We start from the raw sequence: 19,744 nt of genomic DNA, 5'->3' as shown, positions 1-19,744 counted from the left end.
GAGATGAACCGCTTCTATCCCCTGGTTCGCGTCTTCGGCGCCCTGCTGATGGGTTTCGCGCTGTGCCTGGCGGTGCCCATGGGCTTGTCGTGGTACCTCGGCGACGGCGCGCATTCCGCCTTCGACGAGGCCTTCCTGCTGACGCTGGCGACGGGTGCGGGGCTGTATTTCACCGCGCGCCGCGAGAAGCGCGAACTCAAGGTGCGCGACGGCTTCCTGCTGGTGGTGGTGATCTGGACCCTGCTGCCGGTGTTCGCGGCGCTGCCGCTGATACTGCAACTGAACATCTCTTTCACCGATGCCTACTTCGAGGCCATGTCGGGGCTCACCGCCACCGGGGCGACGGTGCTCACCGGGCTCGATCATATGCCGCTGTCGATCAATTTCTGGCGCACCTTCATGCATTGGATCGGCGGCATGGGCGTGGTGGTGCTGGCGGTCGCCATCCTGCCTCTGCTGGGCATCGGCGGCCGGCAGATGTTCAAGGCGGAGACGCCGGGGCCGATGAAGGAATCCGGCCTGACGCCGCGCATCGCCGAAACCGCCAAGGGTCTGTGGAAGGTGTATTTCCTGTTCACCGTGCTCTGTACTCTGGCCTATTGGCATGCCGGCATGGGGGGCTGGGATGCGCTGATGCACGCCTTCAGCACCATGGGCCTGGGCGGCTTCTCGACCCGCGACGCCAGCCTTGCCCACTACGAGAGCCTGGAGATCGAGATGGTGGCGATCAGCTTCGCGCTGATCTCCGGCATCAACTACGCCACCCACTACATGGCCTTCGCCGGCCACAGCTTCGCGCCCTACCGGCGCGACCCCGAGCTCCCCTATTTCCTCGGCGTGCTGGCGCTCAGTACCCTGGCGCTGAGCGCCTATCTGATCTACCTCGACGTCTTTGCCGACCTCATGACGGCGCTGCGCTACGTGGCCTTCCACGTCGTCTCGCTGTCCACCTCGCTCGGCCTGGCGACCACGGACTACGGCCAGTGGCCGATGTTCGCCCAGCTCTGGATGCTGTTCCTCGGCAGTTTCGCGGCCTGTTCCGGCTCCACCGGCGGCGGCATCAAGATGATCCGCGCGATGATCCTCTACAAGCAGGTCTACCGCGAGCTGGTGCTGGCCATGCACCCGCGCGCGGTTTATCCGGCGCGCATCGCCGGCGCACCGGTGACGCCGCAGATCATCGCCGCGGTGATGGCCTTCGGCTTCATCTACATGGTCAGCATCGTCAGCCTGACGCTGCTGATGTCCGCCAGCGGGCTGGACATCCTGACCGGATTCTCGGCCGTGGTGGCGACCATCAACAACACCGGTCCGGGGCTTAACCTGGTCGGTCCGACATCCAACTTCGGCGTGCTGAGCGATTTCCAGACCTGGGTCTGCAGCTTCGCCATGCTGTTAGGCCGGCTGGAGATATTCACCCTGCTGGTGGTGCTGACGCCGGCCTTCTGGCGGCGCTGAGGCGATGTCTCCGTACTACCCGGTAATCCGCGTCTTCGGCGTGCTGCTGGCCTGCTTCTCGCTGACCATGCTGGTTCCCCTGCTGTTCTCGCATTTCGTGCAAGACGGCGCCGAGACTGCCTACGACGAGGCGGCGCTGCTGAGCTTCGCCGTCGGCATCGGACTGTGGTGGTCGGCGCGCCGGCACAAGGAAGACCTCAAGGTGCGCGACGGCTTCCTGCTGGTGGTGGTGATCTGGACCCTGCTGCCGGTGTTCGCCTGCCTGCCCTTGATCCTGCAACTGCACTTGACCTTCACCGACGCCTACTTCGAGGCCATGTCCGGACTGACCACCACCGGGGCGACGGTGATCTCTGGGCTGGACACGCTGCCGCCCTCGATCAACCTCTGGCGCGGCATGCTGGTCTGGCTGGGCGGCATGGGCCTGATCGTGCTCGCCGTGGCGGTACTGCCGCTGCTCGGCATCGGCGGCCGGCAGATGTTCAAGGCAGAGACGCCGGGGCCGATGAAGGACTCCAACCTGACGCCGCGCATGGCGGAGACTGCCAAGGGCCTGTGGGTGGTGTATGGCGTCGTGACCCTGCTTTGCATCCTGGCCTTCCGCTGGGCCGGCATGAGCTGGTTCGACGCCGTGATGCACTCCTTCACCACCATGGGCCTCGGTGGCTTTTCCAGTCATGACGCCAGCTTCGGCCACTGGAATTCGCCGCTGATCGAGGGCATCACGGTGGTCTTCATGCTGATCGCCGGCATGAATTTCGCGACACTATTCCTTGCCGCGCGCGGCCGCAGCCTGCTGCCCTATGCCAACGATCCGGAGGCGCGCTACTTTCTCGGCGTGACGCTGGCCAGCGTGCTGGGGATCGCCGTCTATCTGCACTGGCAGGGTGTCTACCCCGAATTTTCCACGGCGCTGCGCCATGCGTTGTTCAACGTGGTGTCGATCGCCACTACCACGGGTTTCGCCAGTGTCGACTACAACACCTGGCCGATTTTTGCCCCGCTGTGGATGCTGTTCCTGTGCAGCTTTGCCACCAGCGCCGGTTCCACCGGCGGCGGCATCAAGATGATGCGCGCCATCATCCTTTACAAGCAGGTGTATCGCGAACTGCTACGCGCGATGCATCCAAGAGCCGTGTGGCCGGTGCGCGTCGGTGGCGGAGCGGTGCCGCAGGACATCCTCACCGCAGTGCTGGCCTTCGGCTTCGCCTACATGTGCATCCTCGTTTCGCTGACCCTGCTGATGACCTTGTCGGGGCTCGACATCCTGACCGCGTTCACCGCCGTGGTGGCCACGGTGAACAACACCGGCCCGGGCCTGAACCAGGTCGGGCCCACGACGACCTTCGAGGTACTGACCGACTTCCAGACCTGGGTCTGCAGCTTTGCCATGCTGCTCGGCCGGCTGGAGATCTTCACCCTGCTGGTGGTGCTGGCGCCGGCCTTCTGGCGTCGCTAGTGCGATAATTCGGCTTTCGCCCTGCCGGATAGTCGCCATGTCGCCCAACGCCCGCCCCAAGAACGACACTTTTCTGCGTGCGTTGCTGCGCGAGCCCGTCGAATACACGCCGGTCTGGCTGATGCGCCAGGCCGGGCGCTACCTACCCGAATATAACGAAACGCGGCGTCGTGCCGGCAGCTTCCTGCAATTGTGCAAGAACCCGCAACTGGCCTGCGAAGTCACCTTGCAGCCGCTGGCGCGTTTCGAGCTTGACGCGGCGATCCTGTTTTCCGACATCCTCACCGTGCCCGATGCGATGGGCCTCGGCCTCTACTTCGCCGAGGGCGAAGGGCCGAAGTTCGAGAGGCCGCTGCGCGAGGAATGGGCGATCCGCGACCTGACCGCGCCCGATCCCAACGTACATTTGCGCTACGTGATGGACGCCGTGGCGGAGATCCGCCGCGCCTTGCACGGTTCCGTGCCCCTGATCGGATTCTCCGGCAGCCCCTGGACCCTGGCCTGCTACATGGTCGAGGGCGGCTCCGGCGCGGCCACCGATTACCGTGCGGTGAAGAGCATGCTCTATGATCGGCCGGACCTGATGCACCACATCCTGGCAGTGACTGCACGGGCGGTGACGGACTACCTCAATGCCCAGATCGAATCGGGCGCGCAGGCCGTGATGATTTTCGATTCCTGGGGCGGGGCACTTTCGCACGCGGCCTACAGGGTGTTTTCCCTCGACTACATGCGGCGCATCGTCGCCGGCCTCAAGCGCAGCCATGACGGCGAGCGCGTGCCCTGCATCGTGTTTACCAAGGGCGGCGGGCAGTGGATCGAGGCCATCGCCGACATCGGCTGCGATGCCGTCGGCCTCGACTGGACCAGCGACCTGGGCGAAGCGCGGCGCCGGGTCGGCAACCGTGTTGCGCTGCAAGGCAACCTCGATCCCATGGCATTGTTCGCCGCGCCGGACAAGGTGGCCGCCGAGGCTAGGCGCGTTCTCGACAGCTATGCCGCGGACCCGGCCGATGCCCGAAAAGCGGGTGGGCATGTCTTCAACCTCGGCCACGGAATTTCACAATTCACGCCGCCCGACAGCGTGAAGATTCTGGTTGACACCGTGCACAGTCACAGCCGGCGCGGTTCCGCGCGGGGCTGATTTGGGAAGCCAAGGGCGGCGCGGTTTTGGCCGCCTGACCCCGCGAAAAGGGCCACCGGACAAGGCTTGCCGAAGTGGGTACAAAAGTGCTTCAGGCATTGACTTATTCACAGAAATCCGCAATGCCCCGTAGTTGCCGCAGAATTCCGGGGACATTCCAGTGCTTATGTTCAACCTGTTGTTTTTGAACGATATAAAATTGTTCAAATATTGCACAGAGGTGACAATCGCCTTGCCGCACGGCTACTTAGGGCTTCCGTGCGACCCTTATTCACAAAGTTATCCACAGATTTTGTGGGTAAGGACTTTTGCCTTTTGCAGCAAGGTGTTGAAGGCGAGTTTCGATGCTTTGTCGAGCATTGACGGGCAAGCAACTGAACCGGCATGAACATCGTTCGAGTCGCCCTCGATCTGCCCCTGCCAAAGCTGTTCGACTACCTTGCGCCGGACTCTGACGAAAGTGATATCGGGCGGCGGGTCACGGTCCCATTCGGCACGGCTTCGCGTATCGGGGTCATCATTTCGCTGACGCAGGCGAGCGAACAGCCCGATGCAAAACTGAAGACGGTGATCGCCATCCTGCGCGACATGCCTGCGCTGCCGGCTGACTGGCGAGAACTTTGCGAATTCTGCGCGCGCTACTACCAGACGCCGCTCGGTGAAGTCACCTCATTTGCGCTGCCTCCCATGTTGCGACGCGGCAAACTGCCGCGCATGCCAAAGGTCGCTGCCGTGGCGCCGGCGCCGCCCTCAAGGGATACCGTCCCAGGCGCAGGCGCCAGGGACATAACTTCCGCAGTTGCGCTTCCGCCACTGCTGGCCGCGCAGGCGGCGGCCGTCGAGGCGATTGTCGGAGCCCGCGGGTTCACCTGCTTCCTGCTCCACGGCGTCACCGGCAGCGGCAAGACAGAGGTGTACCTGCGCGCCATCGACGCGGTACTGCGGCGTGGTGGCCAGGCCCTGATGCTGGTGCCCGAGATCGCGCTGACGCCGCAACTCGAAGGCCGCGTCGCCGCGCGTTTTCCGACCGCGCACGTAGTCTGCGCCAACAGCGGCATGGCCGATGCGGCGCGCGCGCGCGGCTTTCTCGATGCGCTCGGCGGGCGGGCCGACATCGTGCTCGGTACCCGGCTTTCGATTTTCATGCCGATGCCACGCCTGCGCCTGATCGTGGTCGACGAGGAACACGATGCCTCGTTCAAGCAGCAGGAAGGCCTGCGCTATTCGGCGCGCGATGTCGCGATCTGGCGCGCCCACCAACTGGACATCCCCATGGTCCTCGGTTCGGCGACCCCGTCGCTGGAAACCTTCCATCATGCCGGCACGGGGCGCTATGTCATGCTGGAATTGCCCGAGCGCGCCGTGGCCGAATCGATGCCGCTGGTGCGCATCGTCGATACCCGGCGCGAGAAGTTGCAGGAAGGTCTTTCCGCCGCGCTGCTCGGCGGCCTGCAAAAGCGTCTTGAGCGCGGCGAGCAAAGCCTGGTCTTCCTCAACCGGCGCGGCTATGCGCCGGTGATGGCCTGCCCGCCCTGCGGCTGGGTCTCGCGCTGCCAGCGCTGCGCGGCAAACCTCGTGCTGCATCTGGCCGACCAGCGGCTGCGCTGCCACCACTGCGGCTTCGAGGCGCGCGTGCCGCGCGCCTGCCCCGATTGCGGCAACGTCGACCTGATGGCCTTCGGGCGCGGCACGCAGCGCCTCGAAGCCATGCTCGCCGAGCGCTTTCCGGAGGCCCGCGTGCTGCGCATCGACCGCGACTCGGCGAGCACGCCGAAGAAATGGCAGGCGCTGCTGGCGACCATACATGCCGGTGGCGCCGACATCCTGGTCGGCACCCAGATGCTGGCCAAGGGCCATGATTTCCCGATGCTCACCCTGGTCGGCGCAGTCGGCGCCGATGCCGCCCTGTTTGCTGCCGACTTCCGCGCGCCGGAACGGCTGTTTGCGCAGATGATGCAGGTCGGCGGCCGCAGCGGGCGCGCCGCGTTGCCCGGCGAAGTGCTGATCCAGACCGAGTATCCCGATCATCCGCTGTACCAGGCACTGATCGACCACGACTACGACCGTTTCGCCCGCAACCAGCTCGAGGAGCGCCGCATCGCCGGCTTTCCGCCCTTCAGCTTCCAGGCCATGCTGCGCGCAGAGGCGCGTGCCATGGAACAGGCGCTGGCCTTTCTTGCCGCCGCGCGCGACGCTGCCGCCGGGTTCGCCAACGGAATCACGCTCTACGATCCGGTACCGATGCGCATGCAGCGCCTGATGACGCTGGAACGCGGGCAACTGCTGGTCGAATCGACGAGCCGCCCGGCGCTGCAGGCCTTCCTCGCCGCCTGGATGGAAAAGCTCTACGCCCTGAAGATGCCTGCCGGCCTGCGCTGGCACCTGGATGTCGACCCGCTGGAGTTCTGAACTCTCGGCTATGATGCGACCTTCATAGCCACGCCGCCCCATCATGCCGCTGCTCTGGTCCGACATACGCGCCAACGCACAACGTTTCGCCAAGGATTGGGCGGACGCCACCTCCGAACGGGCCGAGGCGCAAACCTTTTGGAACGAGTTCTTCGCCGTGTTTGGAGTGCAGCGTCGCCGCGTGGCCGTCTATGAAAAAACGGTTTCGCGCCTTAAGCATGCCGGCTTGGGGCGCATCGACGTATTCTGGCCGGGCTTGCTTCTGGCCGAACACAAGAGCGCGGGCGCCGACCTCGATGCCGCCTTTCAGCAGGCGGCGGACTACTTTGAAGGACTGAACGACAAGGAATTGCCGCGCTATGTCGTGGTGTCCGATTTTGCGCGCTTCGTGCTTTACGACTTGGAAGACCACACCCGCCATGAACTGACGCTCAAGGAATTCCCGCGCAAGATCCACCTCTTCGGTTTCATCGCCGGCTATCGCCGCCAAAAGGTTCGCGAGCAGGACCCGATCAACGTCGAAGCGGTGCAGAAGATGGGCGATCTGCACGACCTGCTCAAGCGCGACGGTTACGAGGGGCACGTACTCGAAGTCTTTCTGGTGCGCCTGCTGTTTTGCCTGTTCGCTGACGACACGGGCATCTTCCAGCCCAAGGACGCGCTGCAGGATCTGATCGAAAACCACACTGCCGAGGATGGTTCCGACCTCGGCGACGAACTGCACCGCCTGTTCGTCGTGCTCAACACGCCATACGAGAAGCGCCAGAAATCCCTGCCCGATATCTTCACCGCATTCCCCTATGTGAACGGTCGCCTGTTCGAAGAGCGCCTCGATCCGCCCGTCTTCAATCGGGAAATGCGTGGCCTGCTCACCGATCTCTGCTCAATGAACTGGGGCGCGATCTCGCCGGCCATTTTCGGCGCCATGTTCCAGGCCGTGATCGAACTCGACGCGCGCGATCGCCGCCGCCAGCTCGGCGCGCACTACACCTCCGAAGCCAACATCCTCAAATTGATCGGTCCGCTGTTTCTCGATGAACTGTGGATCGAGTTTGAACGGGTCAAGACCAACAAGAATCAGTTGTTCGAATTCCAAAAAAAGCTTTCGCGACTCGCGTTTCTTGACCCCGCCTGCGGCTGCGGCAATTTTCTCGTCATCAGCTACCGCGAACTGCGCCGCCTCGAAATCGAAGTGCTGCGCGCCGCCGAAAAGCTGGGCCAGCGCTGGGGCAACGTCTTCCAGGCCATCACGGTCGACGTCGACCAGTTCTACGGCATCGAAATCGAGGAATTTCCGGCGCAGGTCGCCCAGGTCGCCATGTGGCTCACCGACCACCAGATGAACATCGAGGCCAGCGAAGTCTTCGGCGAACCCATTCTGCGCATTCCGCTGGTGAAGAGCGCGCACATCCGCCACGGCAATGCCTTGCAACTCGATTGGGCCAGCTTCGTGCCGCCGACGCGGCTCAATTACATCCTCGGCAATCCGCCCTTCGTGGGAAAGAAAGAGCGAACGCTGGAACAGAAGGCTGACTTGGAAGGGGTTACGACAGGTATTCACGGCGCAGGCGTGCTGGACTTCGTCGCCGGCTGGTATGTCAAGGCAGCGCGCTATCTCACGGCCGACATCAACCCGTTTAGCCAGATCATCGAACGCGCCGCTCCGGGAAAGAAGAAGTTCAAGGACGTGCGTTTCGGCAAAGGCGAAAAGGTCATGCACGACATGTTTCTCGATGCCGCCGAGGTCGAGGTCAAGTCGCGCCGGGCAGTGCGCTGCGCCTTCGTCTCGACCAACAGCATCACCCAGGGCGAACAGGTCGGCGTGCTCTGGGGCTGGCTGCTGAATCAGGGGCTGCACATTCAGTTCGCGCATCGCACATTCCAGTGGATGAACGAGGCGCCGGGCAAGGCCGCGGTGCATTGCGTGATTGTCGGCTTCGGTACTTCGCCGTCCCGCCAGCGCCGACTTTTCGAATACGACACCGTGGACGGCCCGCCGCACGAAGTCAAAGTGACGTGCATTAACCCCTATCTCGTGGACGCGACGGAAATCGTCATCAGCAAGCGCACTTCGCCGGTTTCGGCCGTTCGAGGCATCAACTACGGCAGCATGGCCATTGACGACGGCCATTTGATTCTGTCGCCCGACGAACGGAACGAACTGCTTGCGGAGGCACCTCAGGCAGAACGCTACGTTCGTCCGCTGATGGGCGGGGATGAGTTCCTTAACGACATGCGCCGGTATTGCCTTTGGCTTGCGGATGCACCGGCCACGGATATTGGCGCGATTCGTTTCATCGCCGAGCGAGTGAAGCGGGTGCGCGAATTCCGCTTGGGTAGCGGACGTCCGGCGACACGCAATCTGGCGGCGACACCCTCACTCTTTGGCGAAATTCGACAACCCACCCGGTCATACCTGCTGATCCCCAAGGTGTCGTCGGAACGCCGCACGTACATGCCGCTCGGCATTCTGTCGCCGGGTGTGGTTGCCAGCGGCAGTGCTCTCGTCATGCCTGATGCCACGCTTTGGCATTTCGGTGTTTTGTCTTCGACAATGCACATGGCGTGGATGCGAGCGGTTTGTGGTCGGATGAAGAGCGACTACCAGTACTCCGCCCAGATCGTCTATAACAACTTCTCTTGGCCCACCGCGGCAACGGAAAAACAATCCACCGATCTCGAAGCCGCCGCGCAAGCCGTGCTCGATGCCCGCGCGGCCGAATTCAAGCGTGATGCAGCGACGACGCTGGCAACGCTCTACGATCCCGACCTGATGCCCCCGGCGCTGGTGAAGGCCCATCAGGCTCTCGACCGTGCCGTCGATGCTGCCTACTCCGCCGATGCAAAGGGACTGGGTTTCAAGGGAAAGTGGGGCGGTGACCGCGAGCGCGTTGCGTTCCTGTTCGCGCTGTATCAGCGACTCACCAGCCTCGGGGATGCCGACACTCAATAACCGCAGGATTACCGCAGCACCCAGGGAGAGCGATTTGAATTCCAAGACCGTTCAGTCGCGTTATCGGTACGGCAACTCCGTCGCCGAGGAAGAGTCTGCCGCTGGCGTGGCTGGCTGCCTGCACAGGGATATTGATGGCAACACCTTCTTTCGCATCTGTCGCGACGGGGGGGGGAATTCACGGACTTCGTGCTGCGCCACGACGACCTCGAAGTGACGATTTCACCGCAAGCCCTCGCATCCTTCTATACCATCGGCGATGATCGAATCCTCGACCATAGCCCTGAAGTGCTCGGTCTTCGCCGTGCCTGAATGACTTTCGGGCCAACCGATCTTGCCGCTGCGCGCCGCAACGAAAAGTCGGCGCTGGCGATACGGCGAAAAGGTTCTACCGTACCGGGTTGATGCCGCCCGCAAGAGTGACCGAGAACATTGCGGGCGGTGTCGTCGCTGCCGCCTTGCTCAGAATCCTGGGGTAGAGTTGGATCACCAGCTTGGCCGTATCTTCGGCGGTGGCGTTGCCGGAAGCGAGTGCAAATACGATCAGCTTGGCATCGCGAAACGCCTGCAATTCATTCGCCTTGCGCCGTATGGCTTGATCTCTGGTCAGTACTATCCAGCCCTCGCGGCCGGCGACCGCCAGCCATTCCGTATCGGGGCAGGCGGGCGCAAATTTGTCGTGGTGGGCTACAAATGGAATATTTGCCTGCTTCAGTGCATCGCCAAGTCGACGGCTCCAGGCACAGCGGTCGATAAAAAGCCTCGGCGTAGCCGGATTAGGCTGCAAGCCGTTGCTCGAAGCGGAGCGCTTCTTCGATATCCTCTTCGCGGACGCCATAGTCGCCAGCCATCTCGGCCATGGAGTCGCCGGCACGGAATCTGTCGATGATGATCGCGGTAGGAACCGCTATCTGGGAAATCACGGGACGACCAAATGCAAGGTGCGGATCAATCACCACCGTTCTTGGCTGGTTCCTTTCGGTCTGGGAACTGCGGCTGAATGGGAACAAGCGAATGGGGGCGCCCCGACCGTCGCGTTCGATACGCGCCAAGGCTAGTTCAAAATCACCTCGCAGTGCCTCCTGGCCCTGCTTCGTCACGTTCAACAATTTCGATGCGTGCCGAACAAACAAGTCGACACCGTTCGTCTTGAAATCGCGGTCAAGCAGAGGGCGGTCGGAACCAAGTTTCTCCCGCACGTACTCTACGCTGGCGCGGACCTTGGGCAGGGACACCTTGTGCTGGCGCCGAATTGCCGACAGGACGTGCAATTCACACAGGTTCGCGAACGAAAGCAGACGGCGCTTGGCATCGGCCGGACGAATGACCGCGTGAAATTTACGAAGCTCGCCAGCGGGTGTGCGATTTACCTGCCCAAAGCTCCAAGCCTTGAGCGTTGCTACTGGCAGCCCAAGAATTCGAGCTGCTTCGCTTGCCGTGTAGGCGGGATTGTCATGCATGAAGATCGGGATTCCTTCTGAAAAGGCGACAGGAGCAATGCGAATTGTGGATCATAAGCAGGTGGGGATGCAACCAAACGGAAGTTCAGACTCGCTTAAGTTTGGCTATGTCTGGCTTAGACGCAGTGCCGTGACTTGAATGAAAATCGGCCTTCTCTATTTCAATTGCCCTCGACTTCCAGCGAGAAACCAGAGCCAGCTTGCGAACTGCAGCGCGAGCAGTCCGCCGAAGGTGAACTGGTAGGCGGCTTGCGGCGCGTGGCCGGCGGCCTGCAGGGCGTCGACCATGGCGCCGAAGCCCCATTGGATGCCGAAGGCGCCGACGAAGACCATCAGGTTCAGCGCGGTGTTAACGCGGCCGGCGAGGCCAGGACTGAAGCCGGCCTGGAGCAGCGCATAGGCCAGGTTGCCGACGGAGAAGACCAGGCCGAGGATCAGCCAGGCAGGTTCGCTCGGGCCGATGCCGAGCACGATCAGCAGCGTGGCGAACAGGCCCAGTCCCATGCCCACCGTCAGCAGCCGGCCCGGCCCGATGCCGCGCTTCGTCAGCGGCGCGACGCCGAAGGCGATGCAGAGAAAGCCGGCCAGCATGCCGCCGCCCATCAGCAGCAGGTGGTGGGCGGCGGCGTCGCGCGGCAAGCCGGAGAAGTTCATCAGCCAGGGCACCGCCCAGAGTCCCTGCAGGGCGAGGAAGCCGCCAATGATCAGGGTCGATTGCGGCGCGTAGCGCCAGAAGGCGCGACTGGTAAGTACCTGGACCAGGCCGGCGACCTGGCTGCGCAATGGTTCCGGTTTGGCGCCAGCCGGCTTCTCCGGTGTGCTGAAGATCGCGACGGCCACCAGCAGGCCGGCCACCGCCAGCGCGGCGAACACGGCGCGCCAGCCATATTGTGGAATTGCCCAGGCCAGTGGCGTCGAGGCGGTCAGTGCGCCGAGGCCGCCGGCGGCCATGATCGCAGCATTGAGCGAGGCCTGGCGCTCGGTGCCGAACCACTGGCCGAAGGCCTTGAACGAGGCCATCAGGCAGGCCGAAACGCCCAGCCCGATCAGCGCCCGCGCCACGGCCAGCTGCGTCAGCGAGGCACCGACCGCGAACAGGCCGCAGCCTGCCGCGGCGACCAGCAGCAGCGCGGCTTCGACGCGCCGCGCGCCGTAGCGGTCCAGCGCCAGGCCCAGTGGCAGTTGCACGGCGCCGAAGGCCAGCAGGTAGGCGCTGGTGAGCAGGCCCAGGTCGGCGGCGGAGACGCCGAGTTCGCGCGTCAGTTCCGGCGCGATCACGGCATTGACGTTGCGCAGGAAATAGGAAAAGTAATAGCCGGTGGCGAAGGGCAGGAAAACGCGCAGCCAGAGGTTCAAGGGGCATCTCCGTGGTTTTGCAGCCATGCCATGCGATCGCGGATCTTGCGCACCCACTCCGGTGCCAGCCCCGGTGCGCTCGCCAGCAGGTCGAGCGCCTGCAACGCGGGACGCTGCGCCCGCAGGCCGCGATTGAAGCGCGCCAGGCTGACCGCGCCCGGCGGCCTGGCAAGGTGGATCAGCGTGTCGCCGGCAACGCATTCGCCGGCCGTCAGTACGCGAAAGTACCAGCCGGCGATGCCATGTTGCGCGACATGCGCGGCAACACCCTCGACGCCGCAGCGGGCGTCGATCTTCCAGCAGGGCGTGCGCGGCTGCGCGATCTGCAGCCGCGCCGTGCCCAGGGCGAAGATGTCGCCGATGCAGGTGATGTCTTCGGTGATGCCCCGTGTCGACAGGTTCTCGCCGAGCCCGCCGGGCTCCAGGTGGCGCGCCTCGGGAAAGGCGCGCGCCAGGGCCTCGTGGTGTTCGGCCGGGAACAGATGCACCGCCTTTTCGGCGCCACCGTGGGCGCGCGGGTCGGCGTGCTCGTCGCCGGCCAAGCCCTCAGGCCCGATCCGGCAGGGGCCGCGCCGCGTTTCCTTGGTGATCGCGCTGCCACGGCTCTCACCCGGCAGGAAGCCGACCTTGCCGGTAAAAACGCCGCTGACGATGACGGGCGCGATCAGTTCCATAGCCACGCCGCGCCGCGCACGCCGGAGGAATCGCCGTGCCGATGTTTGAGCAAACGGGTTGCCACCCGGTCGGAAAAGACGTGCTCGCCCAACAGTCGCGGCACGTTTTCGTAGAGCCTGTCAATGTTGGAGAGACCGCCGCCGAGCACGATCACGTCCGGGTCGAGGATGTTGATGACCTGCGCCAGCGCACGCGCGAGGCGGGCTTCATAGCGCTGCAGGGTGGCTTCGCATTGCGCGTCGCCGGTTGCGGCGCACTCCACAATCCGGATTGCGGATGCGTCGACTCCGGTGACACGGCGATGGTCGGCCGCGAGGCCTGGACCTGAAAGGTAGAGCTCGATGCAGCCCTTGCGTCCGCAATAGCAGACATCCTTGTGGTGCTCGCCCGGCATCGGGTTGTGGCCCCATTCGCCGGCGATGGCGTTGGCGCCGCTCAGCACCTTGCCGTCGATGACGATGCCGCCGCCGACGCCCGTGCCGAGGATGACACCGAATACCACGGACGCGCCGGCGCCGGCGCCGTCGACCGCCTCGGAGAGGGCGAAGCAGTTGGCGTCGTTGGCGATGCGCACTTCGCGTCCGAGCGCCAGCTCCAGGTCGCGCTTGAGGGGCTTGCCGATCAGGCAGGTGGAGTTGGCGTTCTTGACCAGGCCGCTGGCGCGCGATTCGGCGCCCGGGATGCCGATGCCTACCGTGGCGCCGGTGGCGTCCGCTTGAGTACCGTCCTTGGCGCAGCCGCGCAGGAACATGACTTTCCTTTCCGCCATCGCGACGAGTCCAGCGACGGCGGCGATCGTCGCAGGGTAATTTCCCTGCGGCGTCGCCGTGCGCTCGCGCAGCAAGGCGTCGCCACCGCTGCCGAGGGCGATTACTTCCATTTTGGTGCCGCCGAGGTCAATACCTATTCTTAACATCAAGATCCTTGAGTACCAGTGTTTGCAGTCGATTTCGATAGCTACACAACTGGCTGCACATACCTGGCCGGCAGAGCGTGGATTCGTTCAATTGGCGGATGCCGGACTATGCTGGCTGTGAGTCCGGGGCTACCTGCCGAACAGGCCCTTGAGTTTGTCCTTGGCCTTTTCTTCCACCTTGGCCTTGACTTCCTCTTTCTTCTCTTCGACCTTGGCTTTTGCCGCATCCGCGACCAGGTTTCCCAGCTCAAGCTTGTACGACAGGCTTTCGAAGGGGCCGCTGACGCGCACCGGCACGGTAATTCCCTTGAGGTGTTCCAGGTCCTTGCCGCCCTGGCCGGCACTGTTGGCGACGACGCTGGCCTTTGCCACATAGTTCATCTGCCCGGCGCCGATGTCGATGTCGCCGGCACCCGCCAGTCGCAGGAAAGGCGACTTCATCGAAAGATCGTCATTGCGCGCGACGCCGCTGGCGATCCTGAGCGAGGCCGTTAGTTCGGAGAAGTCCGTCTTGTCGTCTGCCCTGGCCTGTTGCGTCGCATCCTGCTTTGCACCGAGTTTGCCCTTGATGTCGCGCAGGCTTTGGGCCAGGTTGATGCCCTTTATCGCGCCATCCTTCAGGTTCAGCGAGGCGCTGCCGCCCAGCGCCTTCTTCATTGCCGCGATGTTTTCGCCGCGGCTGCTGACGTCGAGCGCGACATTGCCGCGGCCTTCGACCAGGTCCTTGTCGGCGAGGTCCTTCATCAGCGGATTGATGCTGATGCCGGCGAGGTTCTGCTTGAGCGCGAGCTGGTTGCCGTTGGCGTTGAGCGAAAGGCTGCCGCTCGCCGCGCCTTCGTAAAGGTTCATGCTGATCGGCGCTATGTCGAGCCTGCCGCCGGTGAGCCGGATCGTCGCATTGAGTTTTGCAAGCTTGAGTTTCGAGGCCTGCAACGTGCCGATGCGGAGCCTGCCATGCACCTCGTGCCCCTTGAGCGCGGAGAAATCCAGCTTGTCCTCCTTGGGCGCCTTCTCGGGTTTGGCGCTGGAAGGCGGCAGGTACTTGTCGAGGTTGAGCTGATCGATGTCGATGTCGAATCCGAGCGCCAGCGGTGCGAACTTCGCCACGTCCAGCTTCAGCGCGATCTTCGATTCGTCGAACTTCGTACCCAGTTCCAGCAGGGCGTTCTGCTTTGCCAGGTCGGCGCGCAACTTGCCGGCGATGGGCAGTGAAAGCTGCTTCATCGGCATCTGCGGGTTGGCGATTTCGATCTTGCCGGCGAGGTTCTCCAGCGCCAGCGTTTGCGCCGCGAGATCGGCTGCAACCGGCGATTCGAGGCGGCCCCTGGCCGTCGTTTCGCCCGCCTTGGCGTCCAGGTCGAGCGCCAGCTTGCCGATCTTCAGTGCCTTGGCATTGCCTTCGACGCCCGAAAGCTGCAGCTTCGCGGCGACGTTGCGGCCACTGCCGGCCAGCGTGGCGGAAAGGCTCAGTGTTTCGCCGCCGGACTTGTCCGGCGCGACCTGTAGTTTCGGCGCCTCCAGTTTCAGTTCGAAGGCATCGGCGCCGGTCTTGCCTTTCGCCGCGATCGACAGGGTATCGATCGCCAGCGTCTGCTTCGCGCCGTCTGCCAGGATGCGGCCGCTGCCGATGTCGAGGTTGGACAATGAGGTCGTGCTGCCCGCCTTTTCATCGCGCCAGGTCAGTTGCGCATTGGCGACCTTGATGCCCGCGATGTCGAGTTGCATCGGTGAGCTCGCCGTGGCACCAGCGCCGACTTTCTGAGCGGGTTTGTCGCCGCTGACCAGATCGGCGATGTTGAGCGTACCGTCCTTCTTTTTCACCAACGTCGCCTTGAGGCCGGTGATCTCGATGCGCCGCACCTGAACCTGTTTCGACAGAAGCGGCATTACCGCCACGGCCACGCGCGCCGAATCCAGCGCGGCGAACTCCTCCTTGCCGCCTGGTTCAGTCAGGCTGACGCGGCCAAGACGGAGGCTCACTTCGGGCCAGACCGCGAGCACTACCGGCCCGGCGATGTCGAGCTTGCGTTGCTTCTGTTCCATTACCACCCGCGACAGTTCGGCCTTGACCTTCTCGCCGTCGAACAATGCATGGAGCAGTCCGACACCCGCCGCGAGCAGCGCCACGAGGATGCCGACGCCGATGCCAAGGATGCGCAGTACCTTCATGCCGATTTCCTGTTCTGAAAAAAAGGAGTTAGATTACGCAGATTATCAGACCAAGGAGCCACCCCATGAAAACCCCGTTGAGTCTCGTCCTGGCCATGGCCTCGACCTTCGCCTTCGCCCAGCAAAGCGGCATCGGCGCCGTCAAGGTCGATCCGAACCCGGTGCGCGCGGGCCAGGAAGTGAAGATCACGATCTCGGCCGAAGGCGAGGCGCCGGCCTTCTGCGGCATGGTGGTGCATTTCGACGATGGTAGCGAATCGCGCCAGGTAAAGATCGACGGCAAGGAAGGCAAGTTCCCCGTGACCATTGCCAAGACCTATGCCAAGGCCGGCAGTTACAGCATCAAGGCCGAGGGCAGGAAGGTCACGACCCACTTCCCCTGTGTCGGCGCCGCAACGGCAAAGCTCGTCGTCGAAGCCGATCCGGCCGCGGCAAAAACCGATGCCAAACCAGCGGCGGCTGTCTGCCCCGACGGCTACAAGATGCAGGGCAAGGCCGGCAAGGCAGGGGACTTCGCCTGCAAGGGCGGCAAGGGCGCCGCAGCCCCGGCCAAACCGATGGCATGCGCCGCCGGACTCGAATACTTCGCTAACGACAAGGCCAGGCAGGTCGGTTGTCGCAAGGCGAAAGCGCAGAAGAAATGAGGCACGGAATGAGGCACGGCGATTTGCGAACTGGCGCGATGCCCCGCGACAGATTCCGATGATCGACAGTCGTACGCCCACGCCGGTGCGTTCGCCCTGCGTCAAGGTTTGCGAAATGGATCCGGTCAGCGGACTGTGTCGGGGCTGTCAGCGCACGCAGGATGAGCGCGACTGGTGGATTGCCTATAGCGACCAACAACAGCGGGACGTGTTGCGGCGCTGCGAACAGCGCCGCGGGGTGCTGGCTTCCGGAACCGGGGTGTTGGCGCCCAGCATGGGTATCGTCGAGTCGCGCCGCCGAAAATAAGTGGATGCTCGGCGAATGCTGTCCGGCGGCTTGACGCTGGGCAGCCGGGGCGTCCGTTGTCGAATGCCTGCTCGGCGGGCGTTACGCCGCCAAACTGGTTTCCTGCTTGCTGAAGCAGCGCCGGCAAAGGCAGCGACCGCTGGTTACCATCTGCCTCTCGTCGCGTCCCTTGCAGGCGAAGTCGGGTGGAATCGCGACGATGAAATTTACCAGCTTGTCACCAATCACGTCGCCGCCCATTGCCTTGGCGAGTTTCGACGCGGCCGGCTGCCCGGTTTCGATGAAGCAACTGATGTATTTCCCGTAATCCCGGCTGCAAAAGCACTTCACGTTCACCGTGTCGAGTTCCGCTGAGTCGGCCGCGAAGTAGGCGATGTCTTCCGGAGCTTTGACTGAGGTGAGTGCTGTCATGGTGATGGTGCGATACCCGTGGACGGTGCAGCTGTTTGTCGATTATGCGGGCAGGCCGGTTCGTTCCTGAATAGCCCGCCGCAAGCGGCGATCTTCCTGACAAAGGCCTATTCTTCGCCTCGGTCGCGCTCGTGTCAAGCATCTAATTCATTGTTTTATATGTTAAATATTACCAAAGTAATACCTTTCAAATACTGGCGTACCGCAAACGGTTGGGCTCGTGTTGGCCATGACGCGATGGCGGTCGGACAGGCCCACCATCGACAGCATGATGCGGCCGGCGTACCAAATGAAACGCCCCCGGAGGCATGAAAACCTGCGGGGGCTTGGTATGACTGGTGGTGATGGGGGGACTTGAACCCTCGACCTACGGATTATGAATCCGTCGCTCTAACCAGCTGAGCTACATCACCGTGCAAAGGGGCGGAATTATCCTCGCCGCACGCTTGCCTTGTCAAGGCGAGGCCCGCTAGGCGACAATTGCGCAATGGATTTCGATATTGTGATCGTGGGGGGTGGCCTCGCCGGCCTCTCGCTTGCTGCGGCCCTGCGTCGGGCGGCACTTTCGGTTGCCTTGGTCGAAGGTCGGGCGCCGGTCTTCGCGGACGGGTGGGATTCGCGGATCTATGCCATCAGTCCGGCCAATGCCCGCTTTCTCGACGAGGTAGGCGCCTGGCGCCATCTCGACCCGGCGCGCATGGAGGCAGTACGGGCAATGGAGATACACGGCGATGCCGGCGGCCGGCTGGATTTCAGTGCCTATGGCAGCGGCGTTCCGGAACTGGCCTGGATCATTGAATCCTCCCTGATGCTGCGCGAGCTCTGGGAAACCGCCAAGCGCCAGGGTAACCTGAGCCTGTTTTGCCCGGCGCGTCCGACGGCGCTGGCAATTACTCCGGACGCGGCGCATCTGACGTTCGACGACGGACGAAAAATCGCCGCTCGGCTGGTCGTTGCTGCCGATGGCGCCGATTCCTGGACCCGTGCCGCGGCAGGCCTGGAAGCGCGTTTCGATCCGTACGATCAACTCGGCGTGGTGGCCAATTTCGCCACGGAATTGCCGCATCGCGATGCGGCGTTTCAGTGGTTTCGCTGCAGCGAGGGTGTGCTGGCGTGGTTGCCGCTGCCCGGCAATCGCATTTCCATGGTCTGGTCGGCACCGGAATACCTCGGCCGCGAGTTGCTCGAAATGGAACCAGAGGCGTTGTCCCGGCGTGTCGCCGGGGCCGGCGGCGGGCGACTGGGCGCACTGGAACTGATCACCGCGCAGGCGGGCTTCCCGCTACGCCTGATGCGTGCGCCACGGGCCGTGGCCTCGCGCCTGGCGCTGATCGGCGATGCCGCGCATACCATTCACCCGCTGTCCGGGCACGGCATCAACCTCGGATTTCAGGATGCTCAGGCGCTGTCGTCTCTCCTCTGCGAAAAGCCGGCCCACATTGATTGCGGCGACCTGTCCCTGCTGCGCGCTTACGAGCGGGCACGCAAGTCTGACGTGGTGACCCTGCAAACGGTGACGGACACGCTGCACGACCTTTTCGGCCCGGCCGCCGGACCGTTGGCCCGCCTGCGCAATTTTGGATTGAACCTCACCAACGGCTTGCCGGTCGTAAAGGACCTGCTGGTCCGCTACGCGCTGGCATCCTGATAATTTCCCTGGAGAACTCATGAAACCGTCCCTGCTTGCAGCCGCCCTGGCCTGCGTGTCCCTCGCCGCCATCGCCGACGAGTCCGATGTGAGAAAGGCCGCCGAAGCCAAGCTGGGCAAGGTCGAAAAGTTGGTCAAGGCCCCCATGCCGGGATTGTGGGAGGTAACCGTGGATAGCCAGATCTTTTATGTAGACGACAAGGCGTCATACCTGATCTTCGGCAACCTGCTCGACATGAAGACCGGCCGGAACATCACTGCCGAGCGGCAGTTCAACGCGCTGCCGCTGGATCTGGCGCTCAAGCAGGTTCGCGGCAACGGCAAGAACGTAATGGTCACTTTCGAGGATCCCAACTGCGGTTATTGCAAGAAGCTGGCGAAGGACGTGCTGACGCTGAAGGACGTGACCGTGTACACCTTCCTGCTGCCGGTGCTGGGCGACGATTCCTACGAAAAATCGAAGGCCATTTGGTGTGCGCCGGACAAGGCCAAGGCCTGGGTCGACTGGATGACTGCCAACAAGGCGCCGCCCGCGGCGTCGGGCAAGTGCGACACCTCCGGTCTGAACAAGTCCGCGCAACTGGGCGGCAAGCTGCGCATCAACGGTACGCCGGCTATCTTCTTTGCCGGCGGCGAGCGTGTCGGTGGCTACATACCGGCGGCCGAGATCGAAAAGCGCTTCGCCGCCGGCGGCTGAGCGGCCGCGAACTCCCTGCCTTCATAGTCTGCGGCGGC

At 63.5% G+C, this 19,744-nt stretch carries 17 protein-coding genes and 1 tRNA gene; 10 read left to right on the top strand and 8 right to left on the bottom strand.

The genetic code is table 11. The features are described 5' to 3' along the window. Positions 1-3 precede the first annotated feature (3 nt). The 6 genes from J0M27_RS02830 (at position 4) to J0M27_RS02805 (ending at position 9,735) form a co-directional block, all read left to right on the top strand. A complete protein-coding gene (locus J0M27_RS02830; protein ID WP_294987243.1) occupies positions 4-1,458 on the top strand; it encodes a potassium transporter TrkG in 1,455 nt (484 codons plus the stop codon). A gap of 4 nt (positions 1,459-1,462) precedes the next feature. After that, positions 1,463-2,917 carry a potassium transporter TrkG gene (locus J0M27_RS02825; protein WP_294987241.1) on the top strand — a complete coding sequence of 485 codons (1,455 nt, stop codon included), beginning with the start codon at positions 1,463-1,465 and terminating at the stop codon, positions 2,915-2,917. Between the two features lie 37 nt (positions 2,918-2,954). Beyond that, entirely contained in the window at positions 2,955-4,061 is a 1,107-nt protein-coding gene (gene hemE / locus J0M27_RS02820; protein ID WP_294987239.1) for a uroporphyrinogen decarboxylase, read from the top strand. 384 nt (positions 4,062-4,445) lie between these two features. Beyond that, positions 4,446-6,470 carry a primosomal protein N' gene (locus J0M27_RS02815; protein WP_294987237.1) on the top strand — a complete coding sequence of 675 codons (2,025 nt, stop codon included), beginning with the start codon at positions 4,446-4,448 and terminating at the stop codon, positions 6,468-6,470. Between the two features lie 43 nt (positions 6,471-6,513). Then, entirely contained in the window at positions 6,514-9,423 is a 2,910-nt protein-coding gene (locus tag J0M27_RS02810) for a DNA methyltransferase (protein WP_294987235.1), read from the top strand. Positions 9,424-9,612: 189 nt separating this feature from the next. Beyond that, positions 9,613-9,735 (top strand): hypothetical protein, encoded by a 123-nt coding sequence (locus J0M27_RS02805; RefSeq protein ID WP_294987233.1) that lies wholly within the window; start codon positions 9,613-9,615, stop codon positions 9,733-9,735. Positions 9,736-9,811: 76 nt separating this feature from the next. Here J0M27_RS02805 and J0M27_RS02800 read toward each other — a convergent pair whose 3' ends face one another. The 6 genes from J0M27_RS02800 to J0M27_RS02775 form a co-directional block, all read right to left on the bottom strand. Then, positions 9,812-10,210: a hypothetical protein gene (locus tag J0M27_RS02800; RefSeq protein ID WP_294987231.1), complete on the bottom strand. Its 399-nt coding sequence runs from the start codon at positions 10,208-10,210 to the stop codon at positions 9,812-9,814. Beyond that, positions 10,200-10,883, bottom strand: coding sequence for a DUF433 domain-containing protein (locus J0M27_RS02795; RefSeq protein WP_294987229.1), 684 nt, complete (start codon positions 10,881-10,883; stop codon positions 10,200-10,202). The genes J0M27_RS02800 and J0M27_RS02795 overlap by 11 nt, the downstream gene beginning before the upstream one ends. A 156-nt stretch (positions 10,884-11,039) precedes the next feature. After that, entirely contained in the window at positions 11,040-12,239 is a 1,200-nt protein-coding gene (locus J0M27_RS02790; protein WP_294987227.1) for an MFS transporter, read from the bottom strand. Further along, positions 12,236-12,913 carry an MOSC domain-containing protein gene (locus J0M27_RS02785; protein WP_294987225.1) on the bottom strand — a complete coding sequence of 226 codons (678 nt, stop codon included), beginning with the start codon at positions 12,911-12,913 and terminating at the stop codon, positions 12,236-12,238. The genes J0M27_RS02790 and J0M27_RS02785 overlap by 4 nt, the downstream gene beginning before the upstream one ends. Continuing rightward, a complete protein-coding gene (locus J0M27_RS02780; protein WP_294987223.1) occupies positions 12,904-13,794 on the bottom strand; it encodes an ROK family protein in 891 nt (296 codons plus the stop codon). The genes J0M27_RS02785 and J0M27_RS02780 overlap by 10 nt, the downstream gene beginning before the upstream one ends. A gap of 165 nt (positions 13,795-13,959) precedes the next feature. Beyond that, entirely contained in the window at positions 13,960-15,999 is a 2,040-nt protein-coding gene (locus tag J0M27_RS02775; RefSeq protein WP_294987221.1) for an AsmA family protein, read from the bottom strand. Positions 16,000-16,064: 65 nt separating this feature from the next. On the opposite strand from J0M27_RS02775, the gene J0M27_RS02770 reads away from it, so the two are divergent. Then, entirely contained in the window at positions 16,065-16,643 is a 579-nt protein-coding gene (locus J0M27_RS02770) for a hypothetical protein (protein WP_294987219.1), read from the top strand. Positions 16,644-16,701: 58 nt separating this feature from the next. Continuing rightward, the gene (locus J0M27_RS02765) at positions 16,702-16,950 is read left to right on the top strand and encodes a DUF1289 domain-containing protein (protein WP_294987218.1); all 249 of its coding nucleotides are present in this window, start codon (positions 16,702-16,704) and stop codon (positions 16,948-16,950) included. Positions 16,951-17,031: 81 nt separating this feature from the next. On the opposite strand, the gene J0M27_RS02760 is transcribed toward J0M27_RS02765, so the two are convergent. Next, positions 17,032-17,361 carry a hypothetical protein gene (locus J0M27_RS02760; RefSeq protein WP_294987216.1) on the bottom strand — a complete coding sequence of 110 codons (330 nt, stop codon included), beginning with the start codon at positions 17,359-17,361 and terminating at the stop codon, positions 17,032-17,034. A gap of 336 nt (positions 17,362-17,697) precedes the next feature. Continuing rightward, positions 17,698-17,774: transfer RNA gene (locus J0M27_RS02755), tRNA-Met, on the bottom strand. Positions 17,775-17,848: 74 nt separating this feature from the next. Between J0M27_RS02755 and J0M27_RS02750 the strand changes: the two genes are divergently transcribed. After that, complete coding sequence (locus tag J0M27_RS02750) at positions 17,849-19,009, top strand: UbiH/UbiF family hydroxylase (protein WP_294987214.1); 1,161 nt, start codon at positions 17,849-17,851, stop codon at positions 19,007-19,009. A 19-nt stretch (positions 19,010-19,028) separates the two neighbouring features. Continuing rightward, positions 19,029-19,706 carry a DsbC family protein gene (locus J0M27_RS02745; protein WP_294987212.1) on the top strand — a complete coding sequence of 226 codons (678 nt, stop codon included), beginning with the start codon at positions 19,029-19,031 and terminating at the stop codon, positions 19,704-19,706. The last annotated feature ends 38 nt before the right edge of the window (positions 19,707-19,744 follow it).

The sequence above is a fragment of the Sulfuritalea sp. genome, assembly GCF_017302275.1.
GTDB lineage: Bacteria > Pseudomonadota > Gammaproteobacteria > Burkholderiales > Rhodocyclaceae > Sulfuritalea.
Note: the sequence above shows the minus strand (reverse complement) of the source record. Positions and strands in the feature narration are given on the sequence as shown.

Excerpts from the sequence above, each read along its gene's own strand:
- J0M27_RS02830 (WP_294987243.1), top strand. The coding sequence starts at position 4 with ATGAACCGCTTCTATCCCCTGGTTCGCGTCTTCGGCGCCCTGCTGATG.
- J0M27_RS02825 (WP_294987241.1), top strand. The coding sequence starts at position 1,463 with ATGTCTCCGTACTACCCGGTAATCCGCGTCTTCGGCGTGCTGCTGGCC.
- hemE (WP_294987239.1), top strand. The coding sequence starts at position 2,955 with ATGTCGCCCAACGCCCGCCCCAAGAACGACACTTTTCTGCGTGCGTTG.
- J0M27_RS02815 (WP_294987237.1), top strand. The coding sequence starts at position 4,446 with ATGAACATCGTTCGAGTCGCCCTCGATCTGCCCCTGCCAAAGCTGTTC.
- J0M27_RS02810 (WP_294987235.1), top strand. The coding sequence starts at position 6,514 with ATGCCGCTGCTCTGGTCCGACATACGCGCCAACGCACAACGTTTCGCC.
- J0M27_RS02795 (WP_294987229.1), bottom strand. The coding sequence starts at position 10,883 with ATGCATGACAATCCCGCCTACACGGCAAGCGAAGCAGCTCGAATTCTT.
- J0M27_RS02785 (WP_294987225.1), bottom strand. The coding sequence starts at position 12,913 with ATGGAACTGATCGCGCCCGTCATCGTCAGCGGCGTTTTTACCGGCAAG.
- J0M27_RS02780 (WP_294987223.1), bottom strand. The coding sequence starts at position 13,794 with ATGGAAGTAATCGCCCTCGGCAGCGGTGGCGACGCCTTGCTGCGCGAG.
- J0M27_RS02775 (WP_294987221.1), bottom strand. The coding sequence starts at position 15,999 with ATGAAGGTACTGCGCATCCTTGGCATCGGCGTCGGCATCCTCGTGGCG.
- J0M27_RS02770 (WP_294987219.1), top strand. The coding sequence starts at position 16,065 with ATGAAAACCCCGTTGAGTCTCGTCCTGGCCATGGCCTCGACCTTCGCC.
- J0M27_RS02765 (WP_294987218.1), top strand. The coding sequence starts at position 16,702 with ATGATCGACAGTCGTACGCCCACGCCGGTGCGTTCGCCCTGCGTCAAG.
- J0M27_RS02760 (WP_294987216.1), bottom strand. The coding sequence starts at position 17,361 with ATGACAGCACTCACCTCAGTCAAAGCTCCGGAAGACATCGCCTACTTC.
- J0M27_RS02750 (WP_294987214.1), top strand. The coding sequence starts at position 17,849 with ATGGATTTCGATATTGTGATCGTGGGGGGTGGCCTCGCCGGCCTCTCG.
- J0M27_RS02745 (WP_294987212.1), top strand. The coding sequence starts at position 19,029 with ATGAAACCGTCCCTGCTTGCAGCCGCCCTGGCCTGCGTGTCCCTCGCC.